12 protein-coding genes are annotated in these 12,258 nt (G+C 67.8%); 3 read left to right on the top strand and 9 right to left on the bottom strand.

Annotation, left to right across the window (positions count from 1 at the left end):
• Window positions 1-55: 55 nt before the first annotated feature.
• Together purQ and purS are read right to left on the bottom strand one after the other, a co-directional pair.
• Window positions 56-733 (bottom strand): phosphoribosylformylglycinamidine synthase subunit PurQ, encoded by a 678-nt coding sequence (gene purQ, locus ACFOW8_RS06075; protein ID WP_378546655.1) that lies wholly within the window; start codon window positions 731-733, stop codon window positions 56-58.
• The gene (gene purS, locus ACFOW8_RS06070; RefSeq protein ID WP_378546652.1) at window positions 730-966 is read right to left on the bottom strand and encodes a phosphoribosylformylglycinamidine synthase subunit PurS; all 237 of its coding nucleotides are present in this window, start codon (window positions 964-966) and stop codon (window positions 730-732) included. The genes purQ and purS overlap by 4 nt, the downstream gene beginning before the upstream one ends.
• 97 nt (window positions 967-1,063) lie before the next feature.
• Here purS and ACFOW8_RS06065 point away from each other — a divergent pair, with 97 nt between their 5' ends.
• Entirely contained in the window at window positions 1,064-1,708 is a 645-nt protein-coding gene (locus ACFOW8_RS06065) for an MBL fold metallo-hydrolase (protein WP_378546649.1), read from the top strand.
• Here ACFOW8_RS06065 and ACFOW8_RS06060 read toward each other — a convergent pair whose 3' ends face one another.
• The 3 genes from ACFOW8_RS06060 to ACFOW8_RS06050 are packed head-to-tail and all read right to left on the bottom strand — an operon-like array spanning window position 1,709 to window position 4,930.
• Window positions 1,709-3,061, bottom strand: a complete 1,353-nt coding sequence (locus ACFOW8_RS06060; RefSeq protein WP_378546646.1) for a dipeptidase — start codon at window positions 3,059-3,061, stop codon at window positions 1,709-1,711.
• 10 nt (window positions 3,062-3,071) lie between these two features.
• A complete protein-coding gene (locus ACFOW8_RS06055; RefSeq protein WP_378546643.1) occupies window positions 3,072-3,509 on the bottom strand; it encodes a hypothetical protein in 438 nt (145 codons plus the stop codon).
• Window positions 3,506-4,930, bottom strand: a complete 1,425-nt coding sequence (locus ACFOW8_RS06050) for an APC family permease (RefSeq protein WP_378546640.1) — start codon at window positions 4,928-4,930, stop codon at window positions 3,506-3,508. Before ACFOW8_RS06050 ends, ACFOW8_RS06055 begins: the two co-directional genes overlap by 4 nt.
• 181 nt (window positions 4,931-5,111) lie before the next feature.
• Here ACFOW8_RS06050 and ACFOW8_RS06045 point away from each other — a divergent pair, with 181 nt between their 5' ends.
• Window positions 5,112-6,488: a glutamate decarboxylase gene (locus ACFOW8_RS06045; RefSeq protein WP_378546638.1), complete on the top strand. Its 1,377-nt coding sequence runs from the start codon at window positions 5,112-5,114 to the stop codon at window positions 6,486-6,488.
• A gap of 50 nt (window positions 6,489-6,538) precedes the next feature.
• Here the strand turns inward: ACFOW8_RS06045 and ACFOW8_RS06040 are convergent, their stop codons facing one another.
• Together ACFOW8_RS06040 and ACFOW8_RS06035 are read right to left on the bottom strand one after the other, a co-directional pair.
• Window positions 6,539-7,240 carry a DUF2334 domain-containing protein gene (locus ACFOW8_RS06040; RefSeq protein WP_378546635.1) on the bottom strand — a complete coding sequence of 234 codons (702 nt, stop codon included), beginning with the start codon at window positions 7,238-7,240 and terminating at the stop codon, window positions 6,539-6,541.
• A gap of 113 nt (window positions 7,241-7,353) precedes the next feature.
• Window positions 7,354-9,501, bottom strand: a complete 2,148-nt coding sequence (locus ACFOW8_RS06035; RefSeq protein ID WP_378546632.1) for a S9 family peptidase — start codon at window positions 9,499-9,501, stop codon at window positions 7,354-7,356.
• Window positions 9,502-9,589: 88 nt separating this feature from the next.
• On the opposite strand from ACFOW8_RS06035, the gene ACFOW8_RS06030 reads away from it, so the two are divergent.
• The gene (locus ACFOW8_RS06030) at window positions 9,590-10,609 is read left to right on the top strand and encodes a DUF2330 domain-containing protein (protein ID WP_378546629.1); all 1,020 of its coding nucleotides are present in this window, start codon (window positions 9,590-9,592) and stop codon (window positions 10,607-10,609) included.
• A 60-nt stretch (window positions 10,610-10,669) separates the two neighbouring features.
• Here the strand turns inward: ACFOW8_RS06030 and ACFOW8_RS06025 are convergent, their stop codons facing one another.
• Window positions 10,670-11,602 (bottom strand): alpha/beta hydrolase, encoded by a 933-nt coding sequence (locus ACFOW8_RS06025; RefSeq protein ID WP_378546626.1) that lies wholly within the window; start codon window positions 11,600-11,602, stop codon window positions 10,670-10,672.
• 164 nt (window positions 11,603-11,766) lie between these two features.
• The gene (locus ACFOW8_RS06020; protein ID WP_378546623.1) at window positions 11,767-12,189 is read right to left on the bottom strand and encodes an HIT family protein; all 423 of its coding nucleotides are present in this window, start codon (window positions 12,187-12,189) and stop codon (window positions 11,767-11,769) included.
• Window positions 12,190-12,258 lie beyond the last annotated feature (69 nt).

Here is a 12,258-nt window from a genome sequence, read left to right as displayed (position 1 = left end):
GAGCGCGCCAGCGCTCCAACCAACACAGCCTCGAGCGCGCCAGCGCTCCAAAAACTCAGGCCCCCACGAGGCTGTCGATGACCGAGTAGAACATGCCCAGGCCGTCGTCGCTCGGGCCGGTGAGCGGCTCGGTGGCGTGCTCGGGGTGCGGCATCAAGCCGACGACCCGGCCGTTGGCCGAGGCGATACCCGCGATGCCACGCTGCGAGCCGTTCGGGTTCTCGCTCGCGTAGCGGAACACCACGCGGCCCTCGCCCTCGAGCTCGTCGAGCACCTGCGCGGAGGCCTGGTAGCGGCCCTCACCCGACTTGAGTGGGATGAGAATCTGCGCGCCCTGCTCGTAGCGGGAGGTCCAGGCGGTGTCGGTCGCCTCGACCTGCAACCACTCGTCGCGGCAGATGAAGTGCAGGCCCTCGTTGCGGGTGAGCGCGCCGGGCAGCAACCCCGCCTCGCACAGCACCTGGAAGCCGTTGCAGATGCCCAGCACCGGCAGGCCCTGACCGGCCGCGCGCACGACCTCGCCCATCACCGGCGCGAACCGGGCGATGGCACCGCAGCGCAGGTAGTCGCCGTAGGAGAAACCGCCGGGCACGATGACCGCGTCGACACCCTTGATGTCGGCGTCGGCGTGCCACAGGCTCACGGCCTCGCCGCCTGCCAGCCGCACCGCGCGGGCGGCGTCGACATCGTCGAGCGTGCCGGGGAAGGTAATGACGCCGATACGAGCAGTCACTGGACCCGCACGACCTTCCAGTCCTCGATCACCGTGTTGGCCAGCAGCGCCTCGGCGATCTGCTCGAGCTCGGCGTCGGAGACACTCTCGTCCACCTCGAGCTCGAACCGCTTGCCCTGCCGCACATCCGAGATTCCGGCGAATCCCAGACGCGGGAGCGCGCCGACCACGGCCTGTCCCTGTGGGTCCAGGATCTCGGCCTTCGGCATGACCTCGACCACGACTCGTGCCACGCGTTGCTCCTCATGTGGTGTGTGGGTGACATCGGAAATCCTAGTTGACCCGGCCGTCGTACCCGCCTTCCGGGGTCGTCGGCGCTTAGCATCGGGTATGCGCATCGCCCACTTCGGTCACTCCTGCATCCTCGTGGAACTGCACGGCGCGAAAGTGCTGTTCGATCCGGGCACGTTCGCGCACGGCTTCGAGGGCATCACCGGGCTCGACGCCATCGCCGTCACCCATCAGCACCCCGATCACATCGACCCGAACCGGATCGAGGCGCTGATCGAGGCCAATCCGTCCGCCCGCCTGCTGTCGGATCCGCAAACCGCGCAGCAGCGCGCCGAGGGCTGGGAGCCGGTCTCGGCCGGTCAGGTACTCGAGCTGGGTGAGCTGCAGATCACCGGCGGTGGTGGCAGGCACGCGGTGATCCATCCCGAGCTGCCCGTGATCGACAACACCGTGTTCCAGCTCGGCACCGCGGCCGACCCGGCGCAGCTGGTGCACCCCGGCGACTCGCTGTGGGTGCCGCCGGTCCCGGTGGGTGTGCTGGCCATTCCGGCCGCGGCGCCGTGGATGCGGATCTGGGACGCGGTCGACTACCTGCGCGCGGTCAATCCGCGCACAGCCGTGCCCATCCACTACGGGATCATCGACCCGGCCGCGCACGGCATCTATTTCGGCAGGCTCACCGAGATGGCCCCGGCGGGCACCGAGTTCCGGGTGATCGACCCGGAGAGTCAGGGCCAGTTCTGATCAGCGGTAGCTGCTCAGAAACAGCGCCTCGGCCAGCGCCATGTGCTCGATCTCGCTCGGGTCGACACTCTCGTTGGGCGCGTGGATCAGGCATTTCGGCTCCTCCACACCGATCAGCATGATCTCGGCCTCCGGGTAGGTGTCGGCGAAGACATTGCACAGCGGGATCGACCCGCCCTGCCCCTCGGTGGTCACCGGACGGCCGTACGCGGTCGCCATGGCCGCGGCGAGCGCCGCGCGTGCAGGCCCGTGTTCGGCCGCGGTGAACGGTTCACCCAGCGCCTCCAGCTCGATCTCGAGCTGCGCGTTCCATGGCAGATGCGCCCGCAGATGCTTCTCCAGCAGCTCGTAGGCATGCTGCGGTTCGGTGCCGGGCGGGATCCGCAGATTGAGCCTGGCCCTGCTGCTCGGCTGGATCGCCGCCGACGAGCCGACGACGGCCGGCACGTCCATACCGAGCACGGTCAGCGCGGGGCGGGCCCACACCATGTCGGCGACGGTGCCGCTGCCGACCAGGTCGACCCCGTCGAGCACCCCGGCATCGGCGCGGAACTGCGCATCCGGGTACTGCTCGCCGGACCACTGCTGATCGGCGGTGAGCCCGTCGATGGTGGTGTTGCCCTTGGCGTCGCGCAGCGAGGCGAGCAGCTGGATCATCGCGGCCAGCGCGTCCGGCGCGGGCCCGCCGAACATGCCCGAATGCATCGGGCCCGCCATGGTGCGCACCGTGACGACCACATTCACATTCCCGCGCAGGGTCTGGGTGAACGTCGGCACGCCGACCGCGAAATTGCCGCAGTCCGCCACCAGAATCACATCGGCGCGGAGCAGCTCGGGGTTGGCGACGACGAATTTCTCCAGCCCGCCGGTCCCCTGTTCCTCCGACCCCTCCGACACCACCTTGATGCCGATCGGGAAGTCGGGACCGATCGCCCGCAGTGCGGTCAGATGGGTGACGATATTGCCCTTGCAGTCGGCGGCGCCGCGACCGTACCAGCGGCCGTCCTTGTCGGTGAGCGTCCAGACCGGCGTGTGCCAGGCGGCGTCGTCGAGCGGCGGCTGCACGTCGTAGTGGCAATACAGCAGGACCGTCGGTGCTCCGGGTGGCGCCGGCTTCGACGCGATCACGGCATTGCTGCCGTCGGGTGTCTCATGCAGCCCGACATCGGTGAGCCCGGCCGCGGCGAACGCGTCGGCCACCCACTGCGCCGTCGCCACGCACCCCTCCGGCGGGAACTGGCGCGGATCGGCCACCGATTTCATCGACACCAGCTGGGTCAGATCGGTTTTCGCCTGACCCATCAGACCGGATATCTTGCCGCGCAGCGCGGCCACCTCGGGAGTCTCCGTCATCACGCCCGCCTCACTTCGTCGTATCGTCCAGCTGGAGGGTGTCCAGATGAGAAAGGTAGTCCGGCAACCGATCCGGGCAGTAGACCGCGATGGTGAGCGCCGTCGCCTCCGTGGCGGCGCGCGGGCCGATCACCGGCCGCTGGCCCGGCCCCGACGCGCCGTTGCTCAGCGAGGCCTGATATCTCGCCCGGATCAGTGGCGAGCTCGGATCCTGGCAGACCGAGCCGCCGTCGTCGCCGAGCGCGGCCGCGATCACCTCCGGCTCCGGTGCCGGCAGGCCTGCGGCGAGCAGATCGTTGCGCAACTGTTCGGCTTTGCTGTTCGCCGCGGTGTTCTCCTTGATCGCGGAGAAGGTGAACAGCCCGATCAGCGCGAACACCACGAGCAGTCCGGCTGCGGTGAGGTAGATCCAGTGTCGTGTACGGTCGGGCGCGTCTCCGGTGGTCATGCCCGCTCCCCTTCCGGGACGGTGAATTTCCAGCTGTCCCTGCGATTTCGGTAGAACAGGTAGGGAATGAGCAGGCCGACGATGCCCATGCCGCCACCGACGATGAGCACATAGATCCACGGGCTGCCCGCGCCGAACTGCGAGGGCGGCACGAAACCGATGGCGAACGCGGCGATCGAGGACGCCGCGCCGAGCGCGCACAGCGCGAGCAGGGCGGGCGCGCGATAGCCGCGGGGATGATCGGGATCGTCCCTGCGCAGTTTGGCGGCGGCCGCGAACATCAGCACGTACATGATCAGATACACCTGGGTGGTGATCACCGACAGAATCCAGTACGCGCTGGAGACATTCGGGATGAAGGCGTAGAGCAGAGCGATGAGGGTGGTGAAGATGCCCTGCGCCACCAGCATGTTCTGCTGCACACCGTGCTTGTTGAGCCGGGTCAGGATCGGCGGCAGATAGCCTTCGCTGCGCCCGATCAGCAGCAACCCCTTCGACGGTCCGGCCAGCCAGGTGAGCATGCCGCCCAGCGCGGCGGCCACCAGGGCGATCCCCACGATCGGGGTGAGGAAGCCGATCCCGAAGTGGCTGAAGAATCCGTCGAAGGCCTGCATGACGCCCGCGGTGAGGCTGAGACTGGCCGACGGGACGACCCAGCTGATCGCGAGCGCGGGCAGGATGAAGATCACCAGCACCAGACCCATAGCCAGGAACATCGCCTTCGGGAATTCCCTGGCCGGGTTACGCAACGACGACACGTGCACCGCGTTCATCTCCATACCCGCGTAGGACAGGAAGTTGTTCACGATCAGCACCAGGCTGGCCAGGCCGGTCCAGGCCGGCAGCAGATGACTCGAATCCATCGGCGCCGCGGAGGGATTGCCCTGGGCGAGGAATACGAGGCCGAGGACCACCAGCACGGTGCCGGGGATCAGCGTGCCGATCACCAGCCCCATGCTCGACAATCCGGCCACGGTCTTGGTGCCCTGCGAGGACACATACACACCCGCCCAATACACGGTGATGATCACGATCGCCACATACAACCCGTTGGAGGCCAGCGACGGATGAATGATGTAGGCGAAAGTGCTTGCCACATAGGCGAGCAGACTCGGATAGTAGAAAATCGTCATGGCGAACTGGCACCAGACGGCGAGAAAGCCGAGCGGCTTGTTCAGCCCGTCCCCGACCCATTTGTAGACCCCGCCCTCCCAGCCGGAGGCCAATTCCGCGGCGACCAGCGAGGTGGGTAGCAGGAACAGGATCGCGGGAATCACGTAGAGGAAGACACAGGCCAATCCGTAGACGGCCATCGTCGGCGCGGAGCGCAGGCTCGCCACCGAACTCGTGGTCATCAGCGCCAAGGTGACCCAGGACAGATACTTCGTTGTGGTCGCGGCTTTCGTCGCGGTGCCCGTCATCAACGCTGCCTCCTGCTGTGCTGTGCCACAACCAACGGAAACCCTTGATCAACCGCTCACGCATAGTAACCGCTGAGCATCCGCGCGGTAGGCTCGGATCGAGCACTTATGCAACGTAATTGTTGCAGAATCACGGCAGAGCAAACACTCGGCAGTACACCCGCTGACGGGAGGAAGTCCAGTGGCCGAGAACTCCGATCCACACGATCTGTTCAGTCTCCCCGGTTTCGCCCGACCCGCCCCGCACGGCGGTTTCCCCGCACATGAGCTCTTCCCCGACGTCGCCTACGAGATGGTGCACGACGAACTCCTGCTCGACGGCGTCGCGCGGATGAATCTGGCCACCTTCTGCACCACCTGGATCGACGATCCGGCCCGCAGGCTCATGATCGAATCGATCGACAAGAACATCGTCGACAAGGACGAATACCCGCAGACCGCCGAACTGGAGCACCGCTGCGTGCGCATGCTCGCCGACCTGTGGCACGCACCGGATCCGGCGACCACCCTCGGCACCTCGACCACCGGCTCCAGCGAGGCCGCGATCCTCGGCGGGCTGGCGGCGAAGTTCCGCTGGCGGGCAGGCGGCGGGACCGGGACGCCGAATCTGGTGACCGGCCCGGTCCAGGTGTGCTGGGAGAAGTTCGCGCGCTACTTCGATGTCGAATTGCGCCAGGTGCCGCTGCGCGGCGACCGCTACACCCTGCACCCCGACGATCTGCCGCACTACTGCGACGCGAACACCATCGCCGTCGTGCCCACCTTCGGGCAGACCTTCACCGGCCTGTTCGAGGATGTCGCCGCGATCAGCGCGGGCCTGGACCGCCTGCATGCCGACGGCGGCCCGGACATCCCGATCCATGTCGACGCGGCCAGCGGCGGTTTCCTCGCCCCGTTCACCGCGCCGGAGCTGGTGTGGGACTTCCGGTTACCGCGGGTGAAGTCGATCAACGCATCCGGCCACAAGACCGGCCTCGCCCCGCTCGGGGTCGGCTGGGCGATCTGGCGCGAGGTGGCCGACCTGCCGAGGGAATTGATCTTCGATGTGGACTATCTCGGCGGGCACATGCCGACGTTCAATCTCAACTTCTCGCGCCCCGGCGGCCAGGTGATCACCCAGTACTACGATTTCATCCGCCTCGGCCGTGCGGGCTACACCCGCGTGCAGTCCACGATCTACCTGGTCGCCCGGCATTTCGCGAAGGGACTGAGCGCGCTCGGCCCGTTCGAGATGATCCACGCGGGCCACCCGGAGCAGGGCATCACGGCGGTGTCGTGGCGGCTCACCGACGACGCGACCTACAACCTCTACGACCTGTCCGATCGGTTGCGCACCCGTGGCTGGCTGATCGCCGCCTACCCGCTGCCCGCCGATCGCCAGCACGAGACCATCATGCGGGCGGTGTTCCGGCACGGCTTCACCCTCGATATGGCCGAGCTGCTGCTGGCCGACATCCGGCGCGGCCTGCACCAGCTCGTGGGCAATCCGTGGCGCAGCCCGCTCACCCGCGCTCAGGCGGGCGGTTTCACCCACGACGGCGCGCCCGAGGTGCCATAGCAGGGCCACCGCCGCGCGCGTAATCGCCGGATCGCGCGCGGCGGTGGCGGTCAGGCCGCCTTGGCGGAGGTGAGCGGTTCCCAGCGGTACACATCGCTGCGGGCGCCGTGGTAGAGCGCCAGGTCGACGGCGTCGAGCATCGCCTGCCGGGGACCGGAGCGCTGCAACTGCGCGGCCGAGATCGCCAGCCGCAGCAGCCCACCGCGCCGGGCGGTGCGCTCCGCACCCATCACCAGGGCCCGGCACCACCACGGCTCCGCGCGGAATCCTTCGCCGATGCCGTACACCCTGGCCCGCTGGGCCGTGTCGCGCTCCAGGTCGATGATGCTGGTCAGACCGAGCGCGAGCCGGAAGCCCACATCCGGCAGCGCGGCCAGCGCGCCCGCCGAGGCGTCCCAGCGCGGCGCGGCGAACAACCGGGTGCGCAGTTCCACCTGCTCCAGCACCCGGTCGGCGGCCTTGAGCCGCAAGGTCGCCTCGTGCCGCGGCAGGCCGGCGAATTCGGCCCGCCTGCGCTTGGTCGCGGCCTGGTCGTACCCGTGCAGCACGATCGCGTCGCCCTCCAGGCGCCTGCCGCGCAACCACGACTGCGTGGCCGGATCGTCGACCAGCCGGTACTTGCCCTTCAATCGGGGCGCCACCAGCAGCGACAGCCGCACATTCCGCTGGTCCATCTCCGCCGCGAACTCGATCGCGGCGTCGCGGGTGGTGTCCCGGATCCCCGACACGGAAACGATCAGCTCAGCGTTCATGTACCTACGGTGTCAGCCCCAGGTGACACCCGCGTGCTCCGGCGATGACGCCCCGACGAACATCACCGCACGGTCGAGGCCTTCGCGGAGAGAACCGCGGCACCAGCCGCCAGTTATCCAGCCAGACCGACCTTGTCGAGCACCCACGCGTACTCGAAGGCCACTTCCTTCCACTTCTCGTAGCGGCCGCTGACCCCGCCGTGCCCCGCGCTCATCTCGGTCTTCAGCAGCAGTTCGCTGTCACCGGTCTTGGTGTCGCGCAGCTTGGCGACCCACTTGGCCGGCTCCACGTACAGCACCCTGGTGTCGTTGAGGCTGGTGATCGCCAGGATCGCCGGATAGTCCTTGGCCTCGACGTTCTCGTACGGCGAATACGACTTCATGTATTGGTAGACGTCGGCGTCGGCCAGCGGGTTTCCCCACTCGTCCCATTCGATGACCGTCAGCGGCAGCGACGGATCGAGGATCGAGGTGAGCGGGTCGACGAACGGCACATTGGCGAGGATGCCTGCGAACAGGTCCGGCGCCAGGTTGGCGACCGCGCCGACCAGCAGGCCGCCCGCGCTGCCGCCGTCGGCGATCAGCCGGTCCGCCGCGGTGACTCCGGTGTCGACGAGATGCTGTGCGCAGGAGACGAAGTCGGTGAAGGTGTTCTTCTTCTGCAGCGTCTTGCCGTGCTCGTACCAGAGCCTGCCCATCTCGCCGCCACCGCGCACATGCGCCACCGCGAACACCATGCCCCGGTCCAGCAGCGACAGCCGCGACACCGAGAACGACGGGTCGATGCTCGCCTCGTAGGAGCCGTACCCGTAGAGCAGCACCGGTTTCGGGCCGTCGGCGGGCAGATCACGGCGGGCGATGATCGAGATCGGGATCCGGGTGCCGTCGGCGGCCACCGCCCAGTCACGATGCTGCACATAGTCGTTCGCGTCGTAGCCACCGAGAACCGGCTGTTCCTTGCGCAGCAGCAGTTCACCGGTGGCGGGCACATAGTCGAACACCTGCATCGGGGTGATGAACGAGGTGACCCCGACCCGCAAGGTCGGCTGTTCCCACTCCGGGCTGGAACCAGTTCCGGCGGCGAACAATTCGAGCCCGAAGTCGAGTTCGGTGAGCTCGCCGTAACCCTGCTCGGTGAGCGGCCACACCGAGACTCGCGGCAGGGCGTCGCGGCGGTAACCGAGTACCAGGTGGTCTGCGAAGGCGTCGATGTCCTCGAGCCGCACGTCCTCGCGGTGCCCGATCAGAATCGTCATGTCCGACGGATCGGTGACCGGCGCCTGCGCGAGCACGAAGTTCTCCGCCTTCACCCCGTCGACCACGTCGTTGTGCAGGATCAGGAAGCGGTCCTCGCCGCCGATCACGGCATGCTCGGCCGAGTACTCCACGCCCTCGCGGCGCGGCAGCAGTACCCGGAACTCGCCTTCCGGGTTGTCGGATTCGAGCACCCAGCCCTCGGTGGTGATCTTGGAACCGAGCCAGATCATCAGGTACTTCTCGGACCTGGTCGCGCCGATGCTCACCCAGTAGCGCTCGTCCGGTTCGTGGAAGACCGTCACATCGGCATCGGCGCCGCTGCCGACGCGATGGCGCCACACGGTGTCGGGCCGCCACGACTCGTCGACGGTCTGATAGAACACGTGCGTGCCGTCCAGCGACCAGGTGGCACCGGGCGCGGCCCCGACCACCTCGTCGGGCAGCAGCTCGCCGGTGCGCAGATCCTTGATCCGCAGCGTGTAGCGCTCGTCGCCGGTGCTGTCGACCGAGTACGCGAGCAGATTGCCGTCGTGGCTCAGCGAGAACGCGCCTAGCGCGAAGAAGTCGAGCCCCTCGGCGAGCACATTGCTGTCGAGCAGCACCTGCTCGCCCTCGATCTCGGTATCCACCTCGAGCTGCGGCGGGGTCCACGCGTCGATGCCATCGGCCGTCGCATCGATCGGACACCGGCAGTGCACGCCGTACTGTTTGCCCTCGAAGCTGCGGGAGTAGTACCAGTACTCACCGAGCCGGGTCGGCACCGACAGGTCGGTCTCCTGCGTACGCGCCTTGATCTCGTCGAAGATCTTGTCCCGCAGCGGCTGCAACTGACTTGTCCGCGCCTCGGTGTAGGCGTTCTCCGCCTCCAAATACGCGATGACCTCGGGATCTTCCTTGTCCCGTAGCCATTCGTACTCGTCGACGAACGTATCGCCGTGATGCACCCGCTCGAAGGGGACCTTCTTCGCGATCGGCGCCGACACCGTCAGATTCTCGCCAGCCATGCGTCCACCGTAGCCGGACCGATGCCCCCGGTCCCGCCAACTCGGCCGCTGTCGGCCGTAGCGCTCCGCCGGTCACTACATTGGACCGGTGACCACCACCGCGCTGCGCCTGGCCCTCGCCGTCGCGGCACTGTGCACCGGGGTGCCGTTCGTCGCCTCGGCGGATGCGGTGCCACTCGGCCCCGCCGGGCAGCCGCAACCACGCGCCGAGTTCACCAACGTATTCCTGACCTGGGACGGGCGGACGGAGACGATGATCGTCGACACCACGTCGATGGACACCGAGACGCCCTATTCCGCGATGGTGATTCCGACGCCGGCACCGGCGACGCTTCGGCCGGTCGAATCCGGGCTCTTCGTCGAGCTGAACGAGGTCGCCGCAGCGGACGTTGTGACGCAGCGGCACTGGTTCCAACAGGCGCACATCCCGGAGTCCGAGCAGCTGTTCGGCGTCCTCATCAATCAACCACCACCGGGGCCACCGCACCTGTCCGGGTCGCTGTCCGCGGTCGCCGACTGGTTGTCGAACCGCGGGGTCGCGGTCGACACCTCACCAGCGAGCGCGCTGGCGGAATACCAGCGGGAGGGATGGTCGTTCACCGCGGTCCAGCTCGCCGACGACGGCGACGCCTTCTCGTCCGAATCCGGTGTCGTGTCCACCGACGAATTCCTGCTGCGGTTCGACACCGACCGCCTCATCTACCCGACGCGTATCGACCGAGGCCTCCCCGGACCCACGCTGACCAGGATGTATGTCCTCGCCGACCACCGCGTCACCAGGGGCGACGCCGACGCGACCCAGCACAATGTCGACGTCGAATTCGCCGGTCCCCTGCCGGAATCCGGCCGCGCCGCACTGAGTCGACCGATGGCGCTCGGCAACGACTACCTGACCGTGCTCACCACCACCGTCCCCGACCCGTCGACCATCGCCACCGACGCCACCTTCGTGCGCGCGTCCTCCGACGAACCGTTCCGCGACACCATCGTTCGGCACGAGAATGTCGAACTGCTCGGCTTCCCAGCCGGTTACGTCCTGATCGTGGCCGGATTCTCGGTCGCCGCCGTGGTGGCGGGTGCCGTCCTGCGCGGGCGGTCACCACGGTGACGACGGCGGCCCGGCTCTCGGGCGAGGAACGCCGTCGAGCCGGGCCGCCGGTTCGAGAAATCAGGCTCCGAGGGCTGGGCCGATGGTCGGCCAGGAGGCGCGCAGCGCTTCGCCCCAGTAGGACCAGGAGTGGGTGCCGACGGGGTGCCAGTCGATCTTGGCGGGGATGCCCGCCGCGCGCAGCCGCTGCTCGAACGAGACCATGCAGGTGTTGACGCCGAGTTCGATGGGGCCGCCGAGGAAGATGTTCTCCGCGAGCTGAGGCTTCAGCTCGGCCTCGTGCGGGCCGGGGATACCGGTGCCGGTCGACATGTACAGTGCCTTGCCGCGCAGCCGCTCCAGCATCAGCGCCGGATCGTGGGCCGCCCACTCGGGACCGCCAGGCGCGCCCCACATATTGCCGGGATTGCCACCGCGATTGGCCACCGAGAACATGATCGCGCCCGCCGCCATGGCGGTGTCGGGGCACGCGCTGTAGCCGGCGACCGCGCGGTAGAGCGCGGGATGCCGGGCGGCCAGGATGTAGGCGGCATTCCCGCCCATCGACAGCCCACCGATGCCATTCACCCCGTTGCCCGAGAACCTGGCGTCGATCAGGCCGGGCAGTTCCTGGGTGAGGAAGGTTTCCCACTTGTACCGGCCGAAGCGCGGATCGTCGCTGATCCAGTCGGTGTAGTAGCTGGCCTGCCCGCCGAGCGGCAGTACGACATTGACGTTCTTGCCGCGGAAGAAGGCCTCCGCGTCGGTGGCGTTGGTCCAGGTGCTCTGCTCGACGCCGGGGTCGAGACCGTCGAGCAGGTAGTACGTGGGACGTGCGCCGCCGCCGGCCGGATGCAGCACCTGCAGCGTGATATCGCGGCCCATCGCCGGTGAGGTCACCGTGATCGCCGTCCTGGTGGAGCTGAGTTCACGCGCCGCGACGATCTGCGCGGCAGCCGCGGGTGTGGGGTGCACCACCGCGGGTCCGATCAACGCTGTGGCGAATGCCAGCACTGCAGCAGCAACACCTGTACGACGCACGACCCACCCTCCATAACCGCATGCCAATGACAGCCCAAGGTAACTCACCGGTGAACGATCAGAAAGCATTCGACGTTATGGGCGTTTCATCAGCAAACCTTCCGGTACGCGATGACCGGTTCGCCCGAAAACGCAGGTCAGCGGGACAGCGCGCCGCGAATCGACCCGGCCAGATAGTCGAGGTCGGCACGCGCCGGAGAGGTGGGCCTGGCGCGCAGCCCGAAGCCGTCACCCGGCGTCCGCGGGATCACATGCAGATGCACATGGAACACTTCCTGACCTGCCGTCACGCCGTCGGCGAGGAAGAAGTTCACCCCGTCGGCGGCCACCTCGCTACTGCGCAATGCGGCCGCGATCCGCTGCCCCACCTGGAAGAGCTTGCCGCCGAGCACCGGATCAAGATCCGCCAGACTCGGCGCGGCCACCTTGGGCACCACCAGCACGTGCCCCGGCGTCACGGGACGGATATCCATGAAGGCCAGCACATCGCTGTCCTCGTAGACCTTGGAGGAGGGGGCGAGCCCGGCGATGATGTCAGCGAAGATCGTGTAGGGGTTCACACCCAATCCTAAGATGCCCCGCGATCAGCACCGAGGTTCCGCCCGCTCACACAGTTGGACGATGCCGGA

Origin of the sequence: Nocardia rhizosphaerae, from assembly GCF_042650365.1 — a bacterium.
Classification (GTDB): Bacteria; Actinomycetota; Actinomycetes; order Mycobacteriales; family Mycobacteriaceae; genus Nocardia; species Nocardia rhizosphaerae.
Note: the sequence above shows the minus strand (reverse complement) of the source record. Positions and strands in the feature narration are given on the sequence as shown.